The organism is Bacillus capparidis, from assembly GCF_017832095.1.
Classification (GTDB): Bacteria; Bacillota; Bacilli; order Bacillales; family Bacillaceae; genus Bacillus; species Bacillus gobiensis.
In genome coordinates this window covers 570,432-592,194 of record NZ_JAFDST010000002.1, presented here as the reverse complement: position 1 = coordinate 592,194, position 21,763 = coordinate 570,432, and the positions used below count along the sequence as shown (strand labels likewise).

General features: G+C 36.9%; 19 protein-coding genes and 4 pseudogenes. 19 read left to right on the top strand and 4 right to left on the bottom strand.

From position 1 onward, the window contains the following. Positions 1-12: 12 nt before the first annotated feature. Both JOC74_RS10020 and JOC74_RS10015 read left to right on the top strand, forming a co-directional pair. Positions 13-816, top strand: a complete 804-nt coding sequence (locus JOC74_RS10020; RefSeq protein WP_053604437.1) for an energy-coupling factor transporter transmembrane component T family protein — start codon at positions 13-15, stop codon at positions 814-816. 224 nt (positions 817-1,040) lie between these two features. Further along, entirely contained in the window at positions 1,041-1,814 is a 774-nt protein-coding gene (locus JOC74_RS10015; protein ID WP_053604436.1) for a metal-binding protein ZinT, read from the top strand. A 113-nt stretch (positions 1,815-1,927) separates the two neighbouring features. On the opposite strand, the pseudogene JOC74_RS10010 reads toward JOC74_RS10015, so the two are convergent. Continuing rightward, positions 1,928-2,604, bottom strand: a pseudogene (locus JOC74_RS10010) (glycosyltransferase). 122 nt (positions 2,605-2,726) lie between these two features. Beyond that, a complete protein-coding gene (locus JOC74_RS10005) occupies positions 2,727-3,467 on the bottom strand; it encodes a YdcF family protein (protein WP_211086139.1) in 741 nt (246 codons plus the stop codon). Between the two features lie 443 nt (positions 3,468-3,910). Between JOC74_RS10005 and JOC74_RS10000 the strand changes: the two genes are divergently transcribed. From JOC74_RS10000 to JOC74_RS09980, 5 genes and pseudogenes are all read left to right on the top strand, one after another. Beyond that, positions 3,911-5,713: a T7SS effector LXG polymorphic toxin gene (locus tag JOC74_RS10000; RefSeq protein ID WP_053604434.1), complete on the top strand. Its 1,803-nt coding sequence runs from the start codon at positions 3,911-3,913 to the stop codon at positions 5,711-5,713. A 16-nt stretch (positions 5,714-5,729) separates the two neighbouring features. Then, on the top strand, positions 5,730-6,194 hold the full coding sequence (locus JOC74_RS09995; RefSeq protein WP_053604433.1) for an SMI1/KNR4 family protein: 465 nt from the start codon (positions 5,730-5,732) through the stop codon (positions 6,192-6,194). Between the two features lie 112 nt (positions 6,195-6,306). Further along, a pseudogene (locus tag JOC74_RS09990) lies at positions 6,307-6,769 on the top strand (hypothetical protein). A 70-nt stretch (positions 6,770-6,839) separates the two neighbouring features. Beyond that, positions 6,840-7,309 (top strand): annotated as a pseudogene (locus tag JOC74_RS09985) (HNH/ENDO VII family nuclease); the annotation flags it as partial. Between the two features lie 21 nt (positions 7,310-7,330). Then, a complete protein-coding gene (locus JOC74_RS09980; RefSeq protein WP_053606122.1) occupies positions 7,331-7,798 on the top strand; it encodes an SMI1/KNR4 family protein in 468 nt (155 codons plus the stop codon). A gap of 41 nt (positions 7,799-7,839) precedes the next feature. On the opposite strand, the pseudogene JOC74_RS09975 reads toward JOC74_RS09980, so the two are convergent. Further along, positions 7,840-7,980, bottom strand: a pseudogene (locus JOC74_RS09975) (IS3 family transposase); the annotation flags it as partial. 395 nt (positions 7,981-8,375) lie between these two features. Here JOC74_RS09975 and JOC74_RS09970 point away from each other — a divergent pair. The 3 genes from JOC74_RS09970 to JOC74_RS09960 all read left to right on the top strand — a co-directional run bounded on the left by JOC74_RS09970 (position 8,376) and on the right by JOC74_RS09960 (position 12,416). Further along, the gene (locus JOC74_RS09970; protein WP_053604430.1) at positions 8,376-9,122 is read left to right on the top strand and encodes a YveK family protein; all 747 of its coding nucleotides are present in this window, start codon (positions 8,376-8,378) and stop codon (positions 9,120-9,122) included. A 136-nt stretch (positions 9,123-9,258) separates the two neighbouring features. After that, positions 9,259-10,140, top strand: a complete 882-nt coding sequence (gene galU, locus JOC74_RS09965) for a UTP--glucose-1-phosphate uridylyltransferase GalU (RefSeq protein WP_053604429.1) — start codon at positions 9,259-9,261, stop codon at positions 10,138-10,140. Between the two features lie 749 nt (positions 10,141-10,889). Further along, the gene (locus tag JOC74_RS09960) at positions 10,890-12,416 is read left to right on the top strand and encodes a glycosyltransferase family 2 protein (protein WP_053604428.1); all 1,527 of its coding nucleotides are present in this window, start codon (positions 10,890-10,892) and stop codon (positions 12,414-12,416) included. Positions 12,417-12,544: 128 nt separating this feature from the next. Here JOC74_RS09960 and JOC74_RS09955 read toward each other — a convergent pair whose 3' ends face one another. Then, positions 12,545-12,673, bottom strand: coding sequence for a paeninodin family lasso peptide (locus JOC74_RS09955; protein ID WP_148564339.1), 129 nt, complete (start codon positions 12,671-12,673; stop codon positions 12,545-12,547). Between the two features lie 301 nt (positions 12,674-12,974). Here JOC74_RS09955 and JOC74_RS09950 point away from each other — a divergent pair, with 301 nt between their 5' ends. The 9 genes from JOC74_RS09950 (at position 12,975) to JOC74_RS09910 (ending at position 21,745) form a co-directional block, all read left to right on the top strand. After that, positions 12,975-14,210, top strand: coding sequence for an O-antigen ligase family protein (locus JOC74_RS09950; RefSeq protein WP_053604427.1), 1,236 nt, complete (start codon positions 12,975-12,977; stop codon positions 14,208-14,210). A gap of 519 nt (positions 14,211-14,729) precedes the next feature. Continuing rightward, entirely contained in the window at positions 14,730-15,749 is a 1,020-nt protein-coding gene (locus tag JOC74_RS09945; RefSeq protein ID WP_053604426.1) for an alpha/beta fold hydrolase, read from the top strand. A gap of 110 nt (positions 15,750-15,859) precedes the next feature. Continuing rightward, positions 15,860-16,756, top strand: a complete 897-nt coding sequence (locus JOC74_RS09940) for an RCC1 domain-containing protein (protein WP_211086138.1) — start codon at positions 15,860-15,862, stop codon at positions 16,754-16,756. A 238-nt stretch (positions 16,757-16,994) separates the two neighbouring features. Continuing rightward, positions 16,995-18,197, top strand: a complete 1,203-nt coding sequence (locus JOC74_RS09935) for a GH39 family glycosyl hydrolase (RefSeq protein ID WP_053604424.1) — start codon at positions 16,995-16,997, stop codon at positions 18,195-18,197. A gap of 168 nt (positions 18,198-18,365) precedes the next feature. Next, positions 18,366-18,986 (top strand): T7SS effector LXG polymorphic toxin, encoded by a 621-nt coding sequence (locus JOC74_RS09930; protein WP_053604423.1) that lies wholly within the window; start codon positions 18,366-18,368, stop codon positions 18,984-18,986. Continuing rightward, positions 18,932-19,684 (top strand): EndoU domain-containing protein, encoded by a 753-nt coding sequence (locus tag JOC74_RS09925; protein WP_082364051.1) that lies wholly within the window; start codon positions 18,932-18,934, stop codon positions 19,682-19,684. Before JOC74_RS09930 ends, JOC74_RS09925 begins: the two co-directional genes overlap by 55 nt. Positions 19,685-19,703: 19 nt before the next feature. Continuing rightward, positions 19,704-20,066, top strand: a complete 363-nt coding sequence (locus tag JOC74_RS09920; protein WP_053604421.1) for a hypothetical protein — start codon at positions 19,704-19,706, stop codon at positions 20,064-20,066. A gap of 269 nt (positions 20,067-20,335) precedes the next feature. After that, complete coding sequence (locus JOC74_RS09915) at positions 20,336-20,788, top strand: YrhA family protein (RefSeq protein ID WP_053606121.1); 453 nt, start codon at positions 20,336-20,338, stop codon at positions 20,786-20,788. 375 nt (positions 20,789-21,163) lie between these two features. Next, on the top strand, positions 21,164-21,745 hold the full coding sequence (locus JOC74_RS09910; protein WP_053604420.1) for a TetR/AcrR family transcriptional regulator: 582 nt from the start codon (positions 21,164-21,166) through the stop codon (positions 21,743-21,745). Positions 21,746-21,763: the final 18 nt, after the last annotated feature.

Below are 21,763 nucleotides of genomic sequence, written 5' to 3'. Positions count from 1 at the left end.
GAGAGGACAAGTATGCCATTTGATTTTGCATTTAAAGAAACGTGGCTGCATAAAGTAAATCCCAGCTTAAAATTTGGCAGTATGGTGATCCTGTTTGTTTTGATTTTGTTTATTCATGATATCAACGTGATCATCAATGTGATGTTCGGTACCATCTTGCTCTATTTGTTTTTTACAGGCCATCCATGGAAGCGGTTATTGCTAATCGCGGCTCCTTTTCTGCTTATTTTTATCACGTCATCAACGTCGATGATCTTTTTTGGAAAAGGGGAGCATACGTGGTTTCATTGGGGGCTTATTGATATTACGGAAGAAAGTTTTTTTCGCGGATTGCATTTGGGCTTTCGCGGGATTGTTTTTGCCGTAATCGGTGTCGTTTTTTCTTTAACGACAAGGCCTGTATTTTTGTTTTATTCCCTCATGCAGCAAGTCAAAGTAAAACCAAAATACGCTTATAGCTTTATGGCGGCGGTACGCCTATTGCCGATCATGCTGGAGGAGCTGCAAACGCTGCGTTATGCCTTAAAGGTGCGCGGAGTTGGACAGCAAAAAGGGGTTTTAAGCTTTTTTCATAAGCTGAAATCTTACTCCATTCCGCTGCTGTCCCAAAGCATACGCCGCGCTCACCGGATTGCCGTAGCCATGGAAGCGAAGCGCTTTTCGAATACGACGAAACGGACTTATTATTATCAGATCGGATATTCGCGGGTTGATCTATGGTTTGTGATCTATTTTATCATCATTATTTCGTTATCTTATTTTATTGCTGTGTATTTTCCTTACTTCGGGGTACGTGATGTTCGGTTTACCGTTTAAGTTGCTCGAGTCAAATAAAATAGCAGGAAACCCGTTCTATTTAGAATCGGGTTTTTTTAACATATAGCAATTGCTGTTCTTTTAACCACTCTATTACACTCGGATTTCCCATTAAAACCATCCTTTCTTATAAAAAATTGAAACATTTTTCCGTTGATGTTTACACAAGATATATGTATAATACAAATCGTAATATTTACGATTTGTAGAAAAGGAGTGTCATAATGAAGATTTCATTTGCAAAGGGGTTAAGCATATTAACTATTATTTCACTACTAATATTGGTAGGCTGTCAGAATTCAGGTTCATCCGAAGGCAAGTCTAATGAAACTAAACCATCCTCATCAGTTGCAGAAGACTCTTCTGAAACGCAAGAGCAAACATCTGAAAGTCACACACATGAAAGTGAACACGATCACGACCATGAGCACGATCATAGTCATGCCCACGATGAAGAAACAGAAAAAATTTATGAAGGCTATTTTGAAGATAGTCAAGTAAAGGATCGTTCACTCTCTGATTGGGAAGGAGACTGGCAATCTGTATATCCATATCTACAAGATGGTACTCTTGACGAAGTATTTTCTTATAAAGCAGAACATGAAGGTGACAAGACAGCTGAAGAATATAAGGAGTATTATAATAAAGGGTATAAAACAGATGTTGAGCGTATCTTGATTCAACAGGATACTGTAACGTTCTTTAAAAATGGAGAAGAAAATTCTGGTGAGTATATCTATGACGGGTACGAAATTCTAACATATGATGCGGGAAATAGAGGAGTAAGATACATATTTAAACTAGCTGAAAAAGTCGAAGGACTTCCTCAGTATATTCAATTTAGTGATCATAGTATCTATCCGAATGAATCTGATCACTACCACCTGTATTGGGGTGACGACCGGAAAGCTTTATTGGATGAAGTCAAAAACTGGCCTACCTACTACCCTTCAGAAATGAATGGACATGATATTGCCCACGAGATGATGGCGCATTAAATGAGGGGTACGATGATTATTACTTTGACAAATATGTAAAATTCAAAGGTTATCAATTCAGAATACTTTTTAATACTGAAAAAATAATTAAAAATATTAAGAGCGTAAAAGGCTTAGGAACCACCTAAGCCTTTTAGCTGTTGAATAAAAAGTGAAAACTTATTTGGGAATTGCTTAATAATACCTTCTGTAAGTGTATCAGCTTTTTTAATAATATGGTCAAAACCTTCATCAAAAGCTTTAATAACTGCATCCCAATCCTTATTGAGTCTGGCTGAAAGATCGTCTGCAACTAATTTTAAATGCATGTATAACAATTCCTGTAATGCTTTTTTCGGCAAATTTGGATTGGCGCTGCTGAGAAACTGAGCAATATCATCAGCGTTTTTATACCATTCCGTATTGAATTTTTTCACACTCGCTTCGTCTCCGCTTTTTGCTGCGTCGACTATTTTACCTGCAATGAGGATGTGCTCTCTTAACAGCTCAGTCAGCTTGATTCCTGCTTGTTCGCCATAATAAGGCTTTATTGCGTTCCCTAGATCTTCCTGGTTTTTCAATAGCCTTTCAGCACTTTTTGTTGATCTTCCAATCCTTCAGTGGCGCTTACGATATAATTTCTTGTCCATATGACATGGTCAGTCCAGAGTTTCCTTAAGTCCCCCTTTAATTGTACAGCAGACTGGCTTAAGCATGGATTTCCGCTGCCTTTTGCCTCAGCTTGAGCTGGTGAATAGATCAAAGCAAAGGACATAAACAAGAGAATTATTTTCAGGCACAGTTTTTTCATAGATAGCTTCTTTTTTTTGTTTACATGATGTTATTTTTGCTTTTTTCACTGATTTCATTCTTCTACACATAAAAAATAGCCGAAACTCTCCGTAAAGAGAATTTCGGCTGCATGTTTGCAGATTAAAAATACAAAGAGAGAATACCCACGTACTCTTTAATCGCGGCAAAAGCAAGATCATTACCTGAAGGGGTAAATTGATTCGGGTAAATCACAAGTCGTTCGTTTACCGTGTAGTCAGTCGGAAACGGCTGTACCGCGATGTCAATCCGATCAAAATTCCGCACCGCACGCTCCATCTGCAACGCAGAGGCAACCAATATCGGCTTCGTGTATCTATTTTTCTGCAATATTTCTTTCGTAAATTCTGCGTTTTGCTTCGTATTTACACTTCTATTTTCTTCGATAATTTTATCCTCAGGTACCCCTAACCGTATAAGCTGGCGCTTGGCAATGGCGGCTTCCACTCCGGAATCCGGAAATACCTGTCCGCCGGAAAGAATTATCGGAAGCTCAGTCTGCTGGTAAAGGCCATACGTCGTTAGCAGCCGATTGGCAGCGCCTTCTGACAGTTGGCCTTCTCCATCAATATCAGGTGTATCTGAAGTGGCACCAGAGCCCAGCATCACAATCACATCACCGCTTGCCTCAGCTGGCGGCTCATATCGATTCTCTAACGACTGCGTAAGCAGGACGCCGGTAAAGGGAATCGTGAGAAGATACCAAAGAAAAGCAAGAACTAATGTCATGCGCGCAATCGCCTTATTTCGGCGGTATGCCCAGATGCCTAAAGCGATTAGTAATGTAACGAATAATCCGGGCGGGAGCAGGAAGCCATAGATGAATTTGATGATGTATACCACGAATGAGACACCTCGTTTGTTGGATGGGATGGTTTATTTTTTTGTAGGTTTGATCGTCTTTCTTAATCGTACCATTAATTCTTTTAGATAGACTAGTATTCTTAGATTTCACATGAGTTGTAAAGAAATAAGTTCTATTTTTCATATTAAAGGGTTAGGTGTTGAAAAAATAATGTTAGAAAAAGTTTATTACTTCGATCCGATGTTATAGAGAAGAATAAAGAACTTTAAGCTTAAAAAATAGAAATCTTCTCATAGGAAGAGGTATATTTATTACTTAAAAGTCTGAAAATCAATCAAATTTGTCTTAGAAAAAGACAATATAGATAAAAAGAATCATTACCATAGATTCATTTTGAGTTTTCTGCACATCGTTTTATCCATTCATCTTCCATATTACGGTACAATTTTGTTATGAATATCCATGGAAAGGATTTCTCTTTATGACAAAAATATTTGAAGCTGATGTCTTAATTTCTGCAATGGAAAAACGATCAAACGAGTATCAAGAGTTTAAAGAGAAGTTATTAACATTAAAAAAAGCCTTTTTAGAGCTTGCCGACCTTGAGAGTTTTCAAGGAAAAGGCGCAAATGCCATCAAAAGCTTTTATCAGGAACAGGCTGGTGGTGTCGATGGCTGGATCGATCTAGTCGATGAGCAGCTTGCCTTTTTTGACAGTATTTCAGGATACATGGAGGATGAAAATGTATCAGGAAATACAGTCATCCAACTTCCGTTTTTAGAGGATGAACTGTCGAACGGAATCATGAATGCTAAGAACATGGTCAACGAGCAGCGGGCCGAGCTAAAAGCAACGTTACATAAGATTGATGACCTCGTCTCGATTCATCCCTTCAGCAAAGAGCCGTTTTATTCCGCAATAAACGATGCTGATCGAGAGCTCAGACGAGCAAGAAAAGCTGTTCAGAAAGTGGATCATCAATTAGAATCAGAGTATCAATCATCTGAAGCTAACCAAGAGTATGTCCGTGATTTCTTTCAGCAGTTGACAGGAGCCACCGGCAAAGGAAATTCTGTCACTCCGATCAATTTCGACGCTGCTGCCTTTCACAAAAGCGAAGTGTACCAAAGAAAACAAAAGATTGATAAGCAGACGGACGAGTACCTTGCACGAAAGGAAAGAGAAGCTGAAGAACGAAAGATTGAACAGCTGAAAAAAGAGTTAGAAACCATCCCGCCTTTTACAAAAGAGTATGTGGAAAAAGCGGATGAGATTGGAATGGCGAATTTCTCACCAGAAGAACAGCAGCAAATCGTCCAGATGGCTGAGTCACTTCAAATGGGTGATATTTTTAAAGGGATTGGCGTGGGGTTATTTGATGTGGGAAAAGACTTCGTCGTTGGAATCTATGATTTTGTTACAAACCCGGGAGGAACGGTAGAAGCTGTTGTAAATTCTGTTTCCCATCCAGTAGATACGTACAACCAGATTTCAAAAGCCATTGCTGATTCATATGAACGCGACATGGTAAATGGGGATGCGTATTCACGATCACACTGGGTGTCTTATGCACTTGGTACGATAGCAACTTCCATTGTAGGTACAAAGGGTGCAGGAGCTGTTTCAAAGACAGGTATTGCCACCACGAAACAAGTAGCTAAGACCGGAATAACCAAAACAAAAACTGCCGTACAAAATAGGTCTGTAACTGATTTGCTGCCGTATGCGCCACAACATCAAGTAGCCGCAGCAGGAGCTTCAGGTGGAATTCCATTCAATTCTGTAAATAGTGTATGGTTAAGAGATCAATTAATTACCATGGCGAAGAAAGAAAGGGCATTAAATAGAAAGCCATTTACAGGCAAAGAAGTTGATGTTCCTTGGTTGAATAAAGATAGATATGACGCAAAAGATGTTGAAGGGTACGTAAAAGTTGGAGATAATGTAAAAGATGTCAGTCGAAGAGTGTATACACTTAAAGATATTGATCTTAATAGAATAGATCCAGATACAGGAAAAACTAATCTACAGCTCATGAAAAAAGGTGAAGCACCTTTTGCAAATGATGGTACAAAGGTAAATTTGCATCACTTGATTCAAAATGAACCAGGGTCTATGGTAGAGATACCAGGAAGCTTGCATACTAAATATACTAAAATCCTGCATGGTTTAAAAACAAATGGTGAGAGTTTTCGAAATGATATTAATCTCGAAAAACAATATAATAACTTTAGGAAAAAGTATTGGAAATGGAGAGCGAAACAATTTGCGAAACAAGATTAAAGGATGGATGGTTTAAATGGATTACACAAAAGTACTGGATTTTATTAATCAAAATAGTGAAGATGATGATTTTACAGGGGGTATAAGTGAAGAAAAGATTAACGAAATCCAAGAAAAACTCCAGGTTTTACTTCCCAAGAGCTATAAATGGTTTTTGAGAAATTATGGTTCTGGTGGAATATATGGAGTTAATATTTTAGGACATGGAAAAGTATCTGCAAGAGTTGTTACTGTTACTGAAGAATATAGAAAATATTATAATTTAACAAATGGTATTGTTGTTATTGAATATATTGATGAATTTTCTTATTGTCTAGATACAAACAAAATGAAAAATGGAGAATGCCCAGTTATATTATGGGATAATCATGAAGGATATGGTCGTACTGTAGCTAATAATTTTCTTGAATTTTTATTAGATGACCTAGAGCAATCCAAAGAGAACTGGGAAGAAGATGAAGATTGGAATGATGAGGATTGATAAAAAACAATCCTTCCGTTAGCCGGTTAAGGAACAGTGATAATCCTATATTTATTCATTATTTTGCTGCAATTTATAATTAGAATCATGGATTTGAAAAGGTAGGAGTATCATGACATTCCCAAATGAAAATATTAGAAGAAAACTAGCTTTAATTAATGCTAGAAAAGAAATGAAGAAATTATTTAGAACTAATTGAATTTAAAGACAATGATTCAGTTTTGATTATGCAGTTTGAAGAAGTATTGAAACAGTTTCGTAGAATTGGCTCTACACCATCATTTCAAAAACCAGCTGGAGATTTTAAAGATAATTATATTTCATGGATTAAAAGTTCTTTAAGTTTCCAGAATGATAAAGAAGAACTGTTGATATTAGTCCCTAATTGTTTAGAACCGATATGGGCAAATGTTAAAATATTAAATTTCGCAATGGTAATTGAGGAACTTTGGGATATTTCTCAAACTAATGAGTTTACACTAGCTGATAAAAACACCGATCATATTGTACAAGTTTATTTTGAAGAAGAGGGTTATGAAATTCATATAGAACGCTGTAATACGAGCTCTAATTGACTCGTGAATTAAAGTAAAGGTAAAACCTTGAAAGGGCTACATGTCTTTCAAGGTTTTTTAATTAAATGTTTTACGAGATCAGTTAATTACCATGGCGAAGAAGGAAAGGGCATCAAGTAGAAAGCCGTTTACAGGCAAAGAAGTTCATGTTCCTTGCTTGAATAAAGATAGATACGGCGCAACAGATTTTGAAGGGTGCGTAAAAGTTGGAGATAATGTAAAAGATGTCAGTCGAAGAGTGTATACACTTAAAGATATTGATATTCATCAAAAAAATGAATTTGGTGTAACAAATCTAGAGTTAATGAAAAATGGTAATGCTCCATATGCAAAAGACGGAACATAAATAAACTTACATCACCTTATTCAAGAAAAACCTGGAACTATGTGGAAATCCCGAATAGTCTCCATTCGAAATACAGTAAAGTAATTCATGGACTTAGAGGGAATGGAGAAAGTTTTCGAAACAACGAGGAATTAAAGAAGCGATATGACCATTTTCGGGCTAGGTATTGGAAGTGGAGGGCGAAACAGTTTGAAAAATCAGGACGAGGTGTTTTTATGTTCGATTATGTAAAAGTTGAAGACTTTATAAATAATAATAAGGAAAGAGGCATATTCACAGGAGGAACAAGTGATAAAAATATAGATGAAATAGAAGATTCTCTTAATGTGAAACTACCCGAAAGTTATAAGTGGTTTTTAAGAAAGTATGGAGCAGGAGGAATGTTTGGTGTACTGATATTAGGATATAACTTTGATTCCGCATCGGTTGTTAAACGTACAGAAGACTATAAAAGAGACTATGGATTAACTGATGGACTTGTAGTTATAGAGGATATTGACATATATTCCTATTGTCTTGATACAAACGAAATGACTAATGGAGAATGCCCCGTGATAGTATGGGATAATCTTGGTGGGTATGAAAACATTGAAGCAGAAAGCTTTATTGAATTTTTATATAATCGACTTCAAGACAAAAAAGAAAACTGGGAAGAAGATGAAGATTGGGACGACGAGGATTGATAAAAAGACAAGCTCTTCGTTTATTTGGTGGGCTTAAGTTGTGTTCCCCAAAAAGATTCCATTGGCCCATTATCAATACATTTCCCCACCCGTGACATACTTTGTGTCATCTCTGCTTTTTTTATTTTGCGTTTGAAGCCATGAGAGGTGTATTGGAACCCACGATCGCTATGGATAAGAGGTGGTCTCCATCCATCCGGGCGGGAGCAGGAAGCCATAGATGAATTTGATGATGTATACCACGAATGAGACACCTCGTTTGTTGGATGGGATGGTCTGTTCTTTTTTTATGTTACCATTCACAACTTATAGATAGAATATTTTATTTCTGATTCTAATATTGAAAAATAAAAAACTTTATACTGCTCTTTTTAAGAAATGTCAAAATGTGTCGCGATCATTTGTATTTTTGTAACAATAAATAAAACGCTTACATTGGTGAATAGTTATTGAATATAGGCGTAAATGTCGAACAATGTCGTTCGTTTTTTAGAACAACACTCTTTTATTCGTTCTTTTAAAAGGTATAATGGAGTTGTTAATAAATCGATTCTAATCAAAAAAATAGGAGGATATCATGGAACAGGCTATAAGCTTAAAAGAAATTTTTTTAATTCTTCGAAAACGGCTGACCTTAATCGTGTTGGTGACATTCGCTGCAACTTTACTAAGCTTTTTTGTAAACTACTTTTATCTCACTCCAACCTATCAAGCTTCAACTCAACTTCTAGTTAGCCAAACAAGATCTGATGAACCTCGTTTCGATTATAACGAGATTCAAACCAACTTAGAGCTAATTAATACATACAGCGTCATTATTAAAAGTCCAGTCATCCTGGAAAAGGTAAAAGAGGACTTAAATCTGGATGAATCAATGGAATCGTTGAATTCCATGATTACAGTATCGAGTGAAAATGAATCACAAGTCATTAGACTATCGGTAGAGAACAGTAATTTTGAACAAGCAACAGCAATTGCAAATAAGGTCGGAGAAGTTTTTCAAGCAGAAGTCAAAAATATTATGAATATCGACAATGTAAGTGTGTTGTCTGAAGCGCAGCAGGATAGCAATCCTGTACCGGTAAGCCCCCGCCGTACACTTAATATTGCAATTGCTTTCATAGTTGGTTTAATGGCTGGTGTCGGCTTAACTTTTATTCTTGAATATTTCGATAATACAATCAAAAGTGAAAATGAGATTGAGACTCTTTTAAAAGTTCCTGTGTTGGGTTTAGTTTCAAATGTATCAAAAAAATCAATATCTGAAGACAAAATCGATAGACCGACAGCTAGTGTTGTAAAAGAGAGCGGTAATGTCATCTAACACTTGATATAATTGTGGTTTCTTGGATTCCTTAATCGTTTGTCGTTAGATACTCTAAATGATCTTAATATACCCAAGATTGAAATCATACAATAGTTAAAAAATAACGAAGCAAATTTAAGGAGAGAAGAGTAGAATGAGAGAAGTGAAAAAAGCAATCATACCTGCTGCTGGATTAGGAACAAGGTTTCTTCCTGCAACTAAAGCAATGCCGAAAGAAATGCTTCCGATCGTAGATAAGCCTACTATTGAATACATTGTCGAAGAAGCCATCGAGTCTGGCATTGAAGACATTATTATTGTAACAGGTAAAGGAAAAAGAGCGATTGAAGACCATTTTGATCATAATTTTGAGCTTGAACAAAATTTGTTTGAAAAAGGGAAGTTCGAACTTTTGGAAAAAGTGAAACAGTCTTCTTCCATTAATCTTCATTATATAAGACAAAAAGAGCCGAAAGGATTAGGGCATGCGGTATGGTGTGCGAGAAAATTCATCGGCAACGAACCATTTGCTGTTCTTTTAGGAGATGACATTGTTCAAGCTGATATTCCTTGTACAAAGCAATTAATCAATGAATATACAAAAACGGAATCGTCTGTCATTGGAGTCCAATTTGTAGAGGATGACCAAACAGAGCGCTACGGCATAATTGACCCGGTTTCTAAAGAAGATGACCTATATAAGGTGGCCACATTCGTTGAAAAGCCAAAGAAAGAAGATGCACCATCAAATTTAGCGATCATGGGCCGTTACATACTTACTCCGGAAATCTTCAATTTTTTAGATAATCAAGAAACAGGCGCAGGAGGAGAAATCCAACTGACAGATGCAATTCAGAAATTAAACGAAGTCCAATCTGTATACGCCTATGATTTTTCTGGAACAAGATATGATGTAGGTGAAAAGTTCGGATTTATTAAAACGACCATCGAGTTTGCTCTGCAACATAAAGAGCTGAAAGAGGAATTGCTTCGTTTTATGGAAAGGTTAGTTGACGAAAGAAGAATTGAGATGTAGAACAAGGCATTTTGTCCTCAGGCACATCTATTCGAATAGGCTGCCGTCTGATAATGGCAGCCTCCACATTAATCCCCACAAAGCATTTTCCGATTAGCAGCACCTCCTGACAACTTCAACAGAGCTGAAGCCTCTTATTTTGATGAAATCACCGTTAACTAAGATAGAATTGAAATTTCTGAAGTTTGATCCTTAACTTTGTATTTTAAATGTAGAAGTGTGTCGTCTTGAACACTGCAACCACAATACAATTGGTATCGCTTACATAAAAATTTGCGCTTATTTTATCTATTATAATCGGATATTGTCGTTCGTTTTTTAGAACGGAAACTATTTCATTAAGGTATAATAATAATGGAATTCGAATACAACTTATGGAGGATATGTAAGTAAATATTAGACATAATTACATACTTAAGTAATGTTTATTAATGATGCTATTTACTCATTCTATTGGCATAATTTATCTTCTAACTTCAATTTATGATCTAGGTACCTCACTACTATTCTTACATAGAATTTCAAAAAGTTCGAAGATACATATGATCAGAGGTTTCTAGGGAAGTCGATTTAAGCAAATAACTAACACTGTTCTTTATTAAGAACAAACTCTTTTGTTTACGTATATAAACAAAAAGAAAGTATACAGGTTAAACCTTCCCAATGCACATTAACATACATAGATTAGAGGTTAGTGTACATAAAGGAAGTTTTAAAAACAAAATTCATGTAAAAAGGGGTGTTAAGAAATGCAAGAAACAATTGTAAGAAGGGAAACGACGACATTACCTAAAGCTCCTAACATTCGCCACACATACATGAAACCAAGAATCGCCGTATTCATTCCTGCTCACAATGAAGAGAAGTCTATCGAAGATTGTTTACAAGGTTTGTATGACCAATCGTTGCCAAAAGGTGTTGATCTTGACGTTTATGTAATTGCTGACAACTGTACTGATAGAACAGAAGAACTTGCTAAAGCCTTTGGCAAAGAATATAAAACAAATGTAAACGTCATCAAAACTGTAAACAATAAACAGCGTAAAGTCGGTGCATTAAACACAATATGGAAGCAAATTTATGGAGATATGCTAGATATTCACTACACTGAAATGACTGAATATCAACAGGTATATCAAAGATCAGTAAAAGCCATACTCGGGATGGACGCTGACAGCAGGCTTGCTCCGAACGCCCTGAAATACATGTGGGAAGGTCTAATGAGTGCGCGGAATATCGGGGGAGTTATGGCGAAGTATACGATGAGAATGCCAAAGAAAAAGAGTAAGCTTTCAAAGGATGACCCTTATTACGAAGAAAAAATCGCCAGTGGACAATACGGCGGTCCTATCGCTCGCTGGTGGACACATCAGCAAAAGCAAGATATGGCGAGCTGGCTTTTAGATTTGCAATATCGAGGCGGAAGCACATACGTATTAGGCGGGCAGGCAACATTGTTCCGACCGGAAGCTTTACAGGATATTGTAAATAACAATAAGCTTGATGCTCCTTGGCAATACGAAAGTGATGTAGAAGATATGCTGCTGACATGGCAATTACAAAAATCGGGATGGAAAACATTAATTAGCCCAAAGGCCCGCTGCTTTGTAGATGCGATGAAATCTTACCACGCCTTCAGGCAGCAGAGAAATAAATGGTCATCAGGTACAGTTGATTTGTTAACAAATAAAGATATAGATATTAAAACGAGGCATACAGGGAGAATTTGGAGATCCCAAGGTAAAATGGTGATGGATTTAGTGATTCGTGTGATGTTTATTGCTTTACTGACAGTCTCATTAGCAACCGACCAATTTGTCTGGTCTTGGATTTGGTTAATACCAATTGGCTTAGCTTCTGTTCTTAATATCATATTGGCGGTGAAAACTCCAATGAGCCGGCCGATAGACGTTATTTTAGCCGGGCTTCTGATAAGTCCGGAGCTTTATTTGTTGGTAAACCTAATGACATTTTGCCAGGTTTGGTTTGAGAAATTATCAACCGATAAAAAGGATGGCTGGGCAAATCAGTATATGGCTGAAAGCGGACAGACAAAGAGTAAACTTACACAAGGTCTATTATTGCTAATTTTGTTGATAACTTCTGTTGTTCTTGCTTGTATGTATTTTAGGGATTATCTGACAAGTTCCGTTGTCCAAGAAGCGACACACCCATACTTAATGTCCGGCTGGATTGTTTTAACGTACTTAACAATATTTGCATCATTGATTATGCTGCGTCAAATTTGGTCGCTTAGAGCAAGACATACAGCTTAATAGAATCGCAGTCTATCAAAAAGGGTGTCCTAAAAGCTGGGACACTCTTAATTTATGTGTTTAATGAAAAATACCCTCTATACCTTTTGATAGGCATACAGGGTTATAAGAAAATCATATTTTTTTAATTAGCTTGGATTTTTGATATCAAAATCGTCTTCAGAAATAATGTCAATTATAACTGTTCCTTTTCCAGCCATCGTTTGATTCATGTTTAGAACTTCTAGAGTCGGCTCTTTCCAGATTTTTTTCTCCATTACTATCACCTCCTTCATATTTGAAGCATAGAGCAATAGTTTCTTTTAAAGAACAGTAAATGATAACTACAAAAACCGTCATATAGCTTTATAATACGATGAAAACTCTTTATTTAGAACAGAATACCACTAGATTTTGCAAGCGTCAATTGTTTGTAACTGAAAAAATTCATGATTGGAAATAATCTGACAAAAACGGAGGGTTAGCTGTCGAAATATAAAAATTAAGAGATGAAATTGTTCTCTTTTGTTCTTTTTAATGATATAATGTTCTTTAAAAAGAACATTAGGGGGGGTTAAAATGACGTATGATACCTCAAAAGTTTGGTCATGGTTTATTTTGAGTTTATTCCTATTGTCGTTTTATTATCTATCGTACAGATACCCATTGCAATACAATAGTGCGACAACAAGCTATGCCTATTCCGACACCCCGATGTTATATCAGCTTGGCAAATATGCAATTTTTGCAGGAATACTGCTACTGTTTTTGATGCTGCTATTATCTTTAAAAGAATCATCGTTTTTCTATCAAAAATCAGTTTGGGTAGATATTACAACTGTTTTTGTCCTATTCACGTTTTCAGTAAGTAATTTTATATTCATGAAAAATGATTATTTGCTGCAAACAGGTTTGTTTTTTTCAGTACCTTTGTTGTTTTATGGTTTTCCGTTTCAACGAATCAATTACAATATTATTAACAGGTGCATAGAGGTATTTATTTATGTGGCAATTATTGTTGAGGTCTATCAACTGATTAATTATTATGCGTTTGGAAGGCTTCCAGCTCTCGGGTATCCGAATTCATTATCAGTTCGATTTGGTTCAATTTGGGACGATCCGAACGGCTTTGCTTTAATCATTCCGTTTTTAATTCCATTTGTCATCAAAAGCAGCTTTAGTATCGCAAAAAAGACTCTTTTAATTATTTCTCTTTTGGCAACGCTTTTATTCACACAATCAATCACAGGTGTATTTACCTTAATTATGTCTGGATTGATAGGTTTAACTATGCTTTACTTATTTGATTCTAAGGCTAGATGGCTAAAATTAATTGTGGGAATTCTATTTGGAATTATAATTTTTTACTCGGGTTTTAAAATCTCTATAGAGCCATCGGAATTCTGGACAAGTTATATGGAGTTGAAACAGGGAAGCTTTGAAGGACATGGAGCAGGGTTTCTCCATTTAGAAAATTTAAAACCTGAATATTTGCTCGGTTTTAATACAGAACCACTTGGAAAATACGCAGAAACTGGTTATCTTAACTTGCTGCTTAATTTTGGTATATTCTATCTCCTGGCTTTCCTTTATATAGGGATTGTAACTATAAAAAGGCTGGCCGAGATTATTGAAAATAATAGAGGCAGCAAGCATATTCGGCTTTTTTACGCAGCATTCTTTTATGTGATTGGTTTTTATACTGCTATGATCAATTTGCCTATTGAAACGGTGTTCCCTTTAAACTTAATTTTAGTGTTATGTATCGTTCTCTCATACACCGGAAAATTAGAAGGAAACAGAGATGAAATATAAAAGAGATTAATCTGCTGCATAGGCAATGAGGGGTGGCGTCAGGAAAATTCGGATTCACAACGTTATGAGATTTTTGCAATTAAAAGACCCGATTCCTTCAGTAAGGGCATCGGGTTTTCTTCTATTTAGTAAAAGAATAGCAGTGTTTAATTTTTAATACTTTATAATAGAGTGTACACACAGCAACATAAAAAATGAAAGAAGAAGCAATAACAGCAGTTATAGGAATCTTCCTGTTCTGTTCTTCCGGCTTTTTTACTTTGGTCATTAGTTGAGCAGCCAGACATGCCTATCGTACCGAGGGAGCGTAATGCCATCAACATACCATTTTACCATGCAATACCTTTTGGATGTTTTAAAACTACGCTGCACAATTACCGTAGCTAACGATATATGTTCTTGTCCTCCAACAGTTGCGGATCGAGGGTCAAATAGTCCGCAGGTAAATAGGTGTTTTCCTAACGCTGAATAGGCTAAACGGTTTTATTCTGGTTTCATTTTGAAGGGAGCGACAATACAATGGATTATGAGATTTTTGATTTGGGTGACGTAAACTTGCAATCAGGAGTGACGTTACCGAGCGCTTTTCTTGCTTATAAGACTTATGGAAGATTGAATGAAAAGAAAGATAATGTCATCGTCTATCCAACTGCTTTTGGCGACCAGCATGTTCAGAATGAATGGTTGATTGGAAACGGCATGGCACTAGATCCGCAGAAATATTTCATTATCGTTCCAAATCTGCTGGGCAACGGATTATCATCGTCTCCCAGTAACACGCCTCCCCCATTCGACCGGGCTAATTTTCCGCAGGTAACCATCTATGACAACGTTAAATTACAGCATCGGCTGGTGACCGAAAAATTTGGCATTCAAAAGATCGCTCTCGTAGTTGGATGGTCAATGGGAGGCATTCAATCATTCCAATGGGGGGCAAGTTATCCAGACATGGTGGAACGAATTGCACCTTTCGCCGGAGTTGCCAAGACCTGGCCCCAAACGTTTGTGGTCCTGGACGGAATGAAAGCTTCGCTCATGGCAGCAGTTAGCTTCGATTCAAGTAAACTAAACCAGTTGACCTCTGCAGACATGCGCGCCGTTGGCCGTGTCTATGCGGGGTGGGGCTTATCGCAGGCGTTTTACAGAGAGGAACTTTATCGTGAGCTGGGATATGACTCATTGGCAGATTTTGTGGCTGGCGTCTGGGAAGATAGCTTTATGAAGATGGATCCGCACAATTTCCTGGCCATGTTATGGACAGGCCAATTTGCAGATATTAGTGCAAATCCCGCCTATAACGGAGATTTCGATGAGGCGCTCAAAAGCATTAAAGCGCTTGCCTGCGTCATGCCAGGGAGCACGGATCTCTTCTGCACGGCGGACGATAACAAATACGAGGCTAAGCTTATACCTAATGCTGTTTTTGATCCTATCGAGTCGATCTGGGGTCATTTTGCCGGTCGCGGAATCAACAGTGCCGATAATAAATTTATTGATGACAACCTAAAACGCTTGTTGACGCTTAGTACAAACGGATAGATCATCATTAGCATTGGAGTGTCCTGTCAGTGAGGTGAGGAAAATGAATATTGAATTTCGGAATGCTTATGAAAAAAATCTGAAACATATTGTTTTCAAGGAGGTAAAACATGGATGACATTTCACCGAAAGAAGCGGCGTTAAAGGTGAAACGGTGGCCAAAAGATACCATAGAGGCGGGGCGTCGTCATACCGTTGGACTTAAATCGGACGGCACGGTGACGGCTGTGGGTGATAATAAATATGGCCAATGTAATGTAAGCGGTTGGCTCGATATTGTAGCGGTCGCGGCTGGTAATGTTCATATGGCGACGAACACGGGTAATGCTCATACAATCGGTCTTAAATCTGACGGTACTGTGGCGGCTGTGGGTTGGAATAAACATGACCAATGCGATGTAAACGACTGGCGCGATATTGTAGCGGTTGCGGCGGGTTGGTGTCGTACCATTGGGCTTAAATCGGATGGTTCGGTGGTAGCTGTGGGCCGAAATAATGAAGATGAATGCAATGTAAGCGGCTGGCATGATATTGTGGCGGTCGCGGCGGGTGACTGGCATACCATCGGTCTTAAATCTGACGGCACGGTGACGGCTGTGGGTAATAATCGGTATGGCCAACGCAATGTAAGCGACTGGCGCGGCATAGTGGCGGTTGAGACGGGTTATCTTCATACTGTTGGTCTTAAATCGGATGGCACGGCGGTTGCTGTGGGTCAAAATAAGGTAGGCCAATGCGATGTGAGCGACTGGCGCGGTATTGTGGCGATAGCGGTGGGGAGTAGTCATACCATCGGCCTTAAATCGGACGGTACTGTGGCGGCTGTGGGCTGGAATGAGTATGGTCAATGCAATGTAAGTGACTGGTGCGATATTGTAGCAGTTGCGGCGGGTTGCGCTCATACCATCGGCCTTAAATCTGATGGAACGGTGATTGCTGTTGGTGATAATGAATATGGTCAATGCGATGTAAGCGACTGGCGCGGCATCCAACTGCCTGGCAATTAGTTTTCGGTGTTAAGCAACAATTAGACCCGATTGCTGAATAGTATGACTGCCGTTATTTAACAACTTTATTGTTAGGGCGGTGCATGAGTCCACTCCCCAATGAGAATAACTTAGCTGACAAATGCGCCACTTCGGCGTATTTTTATTTTGAACAAACAAGAGAATATTCCGCCCTCACTTTTTTCTATTAAATTCATATCTTAGTATGAATAAATTCTATTAGAATAGGTGGGGACATATGGATTATTGGCTTAGATTAAAAAGGTTATTGACTATATTGCTTAATTTACTGAGACGGTCAAATCGGATTATATTAGAAGATAAGAAGATAATTTCCAACGGATTCGGTGTAAACATTAACCAGCCTCCAAATGAAATGGATGTCCAGCTCATTCGTGATGCGGGATTGCATTATGCAAGAATAGATTTAATCTGGGAAGCTATAGAACGAGAAAAAGGGGTTTATAATTTTTCTTCTTTTGATCGAACCGTAGATTTACTAAAACAAAATAGAATAACGCCTTATTTCATTTTGGCGTATTCAAACCCGTTATACGAAGAAGACAGATCAGTTGTTACAACAGAAGGGCGATTTGCCTATATAAAATTTGCACAAGCAGCTTTAGAAAGGTACAAAGGATTACAAGCATTTTGGGAAATTTGGAATGAACCGAATCTTGAAGAATTTTGGAGTCCTCAACCAAGCATAGAGATGTACTCATATTTACTAAAAAGCGTTGCACCATTTATAAAATTAAAAGATCCAAGCGGTATAGTAGTTGCACCTGCCATGTCTCAGATTAATAGTACCCATCGACAATGGCTAGAAGCGCTCTTACAGGAAGGAATACTTAAATATATTGATGCTGTGTCAGTACATCCATACCCTGGCGGAAACCCGGAATTAATGATTAATGACTATCACCAGCTTGAAGCCTTGGTGCAAGAATATGCTATAAAACCGATGCCCATCATTTCAGGGGAATGGGGCTATACAACAGATAGGATTGCGGAAATTACACAAGCTCAATATATGAGTAGAATGTTTTTAATTAACTCGATGTTAGAAATTCCGATTAGCATTTGGTTCAACTGGAAAGATCAGGTTTTTGACGGTTACGGTTTATATCGAGTTGATGACACCCCTAAGCCTTCTTATCAAGCTCTATCAGTTTTAACAGCCGCCCTAAATGGATTTATATTTACTGATAGAATAGAAGGCACTCGATCAGACGAGTATGTATTATTATTCAATCACACTTCAACTGGCAAGAAAGCACTGGCACTTTGGACAACCGGTGAACCTGGCCAAATTAATATTCCTTTTGAGTCCGGCACTGGCCAATTGGTTTCTATGCTTGGAGAAACAAGCAGCATCACTTGGGAGGACAGATTAATTATAGATGTAACCCAAAGCCCGGCTTATCTTTTAGTAGATTAGTTTAATCTTCTAACCTCAGGCGCCTGAAAAAGGTGTCTTTTTCTTTTATAGATAAAAAGAATCGTTACAAAAGATTCATTTTAAATTTTCTGCACATCATTTTATCCATTCATATTCCATATTACGGTACAATTTTGTTATGAATATCCATGGAAAGGATTTCTCTTTATGACAAAAATATTTGAAGCTGATGCCTTAATTTCTGCAATGGAAAAACGATCAAACGAGTATCAAGAGTTTAAAGAGAAGTTACTTACATTAAAAAAAGCTTTTTTAGAGCTTGCCGATCTTGAGAGTTTTCAAGGAAAAGGCGCAAATGCCATCAAAAGCTTTTATCAGGAACAGGCGGTTGGTGTCGATGGCTGGATCGATCTAGTCGATGAGCAGCTTGCCTTTCTTGACAGTGCTTCCGGATACTTGGAGGATGAAAATGTGTCAGGAAATACAGTCGTCCATCTCCCGTTCTTAGAGGATGAACTGTCGAACGGAATTATTAATGCAAAGAACATGGTCAACGAGCAACGTTCTGAGCTAAAGGAAACGTTACATAAGATTGATGACCTTGTCACGATTCAGCCCTTTAGTAAAAATCCGTTTTATTCAGCAATAAACGATGCTGATCGAAAGCTAAGGCGAGCAAGAGAAGCTGTTCAGAAAGTGGATCATCAATTAGAATCAGAGTATCAATCATCTGAAGCCAACCAAGAGTATGTCCGTGATTTCTTTCAGCAGATATGCAAGATAGACCTATTTCTAATTTGCTGCCGTATGCTCCGCAACATCGATTAGCCGCAGCAGGAGCTTCTGGTGGAATTCCGCACAGTGCAGTAAATGGCGAATGGTTACGGAATCAATTAATGACCATGGCGAAGAAGGAAAGTGATTTTAATAAATCTCCCTTTAATGGGGAAAGGATTAATGAGTCTTCTTTGCAGAATAAGGATACAGGTAAAGGTGATAAGATAGCTAGCGAAGCTTTAGGAACTAGAACTGCTAATAAAGGTGTAGTATTTGGAGATGAGTGGGATGATTTTCTTAAAGGAAAATATGGAGTTGATAATGTAGTTTGGGAAACTGAAACAATTTATGAAATTAACAGATTGGAAAATGTAGATAATTTTAGGTCAGGAGCTTTGGAACATATACTTGAAGGCGAATTGAATGCTCGAGGAAGGGCTGTTGGTTTTCATTATGAAGGAATGCCTACTCAGAAAGGCTCTATTGTTATTGGAACTGAGTCTTTACCTAACTCAAAAGGAGTTTATACTGCAATGGTAGAGGTTGATGATGTAGTGAAAAGTGCAAATTCATCCTTTTTCCCTAAAGATTGGAATCTGCAGCAAATAGTTAATGGTATTAATGAGGCGTATGTAAATAGACAGTTTATCAGTGGTAATAGATATAGTGGTGTTTTATCGAATGGTTTAGAGATACAAATGTATTTGGATTCAAGTGGGAATATAATATCTGCTTTTCCAATATATTAATTATAAGGAGATTTAATTAATGAAATTTTATTTTAAACAGAGAGAGATACATGGTCAGTCAAAAATAATTACGATTTTTGAGGATGAAAAATATATTAGTTTAGAAGATATTTTGAATTTTGAATTGATTTCTGTTGACGAAATTATTGATAAAGTCGATTCTGTTATGTTGGGTAAGAGCTCTTTACAAGAAATAGGAAATGAAAGATGTTTAATTAGTGTTACTAAAGATGGTATTGAAATATCAGATTTATTTGAGGGAATAATTGATGATGACGAACTTTATCCAGTAGTTAAACTATCAAATGATGAGTTTAGGAAGTTTTTGCTTAATTGGAAAAAACAAAAAGAAAGTTTTATGTATTCAACGGATAATTTATAGAACACTAAATTTATTTATAATTTTATAGAAACTCTGTGTTCAAATAAAACAATGAAATTGCAAGATACTTTTTAGAATCAGAAACTCATTACGTAAAGCACTTGATTGTCTTTAGGCAAACAGGTGCTTTTATGTTTTTATCAATGGACAAAACTCTCTAACAAGGGGATTGTCTCATAGAGAAAGTAAAACGATAAATTGGCCAATGTTTGAAGATGATGTTTACCCACCAAATCCTTTTAAAAGAAGGGAAGAGTAGATATGTCACAGTGGAAAGACTTGTTGATAGAAATAGAAAAAATGAAGAAAAATATGGAAGTTCGCTTAGAAATCCAGCATCAGATACAGAAATTATAAAAATGAAACAAACTATTCAGCAGAAATTAGGAAACATTGTATTACCTGGGTCATATATTCAATTTCTAAAGAAAATAAATGGATTAGACTTTAATGGATTAGCAATCTACGGTGTTGATGAAACTCTACGTGATAAGGAAGTAGATGAAGAGGTTCATGGATTTATTGAGATAAACAAGCTTTGGTATGAAAATGATTGGCAAAAGCAATATATATTTTTTGGCGACTCTGATACAGCATGGTATTGTTACGACTTAAAAGAGAGTGTATATGTAGAACTTGATAAACCCTCAGGAACTTTGATTAAGTCATTTGATAGTTTTGATTCCATGTTGAGTGATGCACTTGAAACAATTCTTTTGTAATGAAATTATATGCTTAGGAAAAGTCTTTCTTATGGTTGTGAAAGAATTTATTGATAGAACTTAGTTGAGTCAAACCAAGACGAACTTTTACTTGGTGTTATTGTTAGGAGTAAGAAAATAATTGTTAAAATGTAACCTTGATTGGCAATATGCCTTTCAAGGTTTTTGGGTATATATATTGCTATGGTTAAAAAACTGAAATTGATCAAATAGTCATGAAGGTTTTATCTTCTTAGCAGGACAGTTGATTATAGATGAAAATTCTTCTATTGTAATCTTTTTAGCACAATAAGTCTTGTTGACTTTTAGCAGTTTTTATTTCATATTTAACTTAGTAAGTACTTAGTAAGTTAAGAACTATTTAGGAGTGATCGCATGGAAAAAACACTACGTCAAATACAAGCAGAAGAAACTCGAAATAAACTTTTAACTGCCGCTCTAAAGTTATTTTCTCAGAAGGGATTTAAAGAAAGTACAGTAAAAGAAATTGGTAAAGCCGCGGGAGTCACTGATGGATTAATTTATCACTATTTTAAATCTAAAGACGAATTGCTTAGTGCTGTCCTTGAAAAGTATACCGTTAACCGTTCTCTTAAAGACTCTTTACCTGACTTTAACGAGGAACAAACTCTTCATGAACAACTGACTATATATTTCAAGTTAATGTTCAAATATCTTCGAATGCGTCAAGATTTTATTGTTATGTGTTTTTCAGAAGCACAACGTAACCCTAAAATTCATGAAAAATTATTAGAAATTATTCAACAAGGGTGTAATCAGCTAGAAGAGTTTATTATCGGAAGAACTGACAAGAAAATAGATCAGGTGACAATACAAAATCTTGTTACATCATTTTTTCTTTATTTTATTATGTGGGGAAGGTTTTGCGAAGATGACACGGCTATAAACTATCACCTAGAGCAAAGTATCAAGGATTTTTTAAAAACGATAAAGTAAAGTCAAATGTAAAGGAAT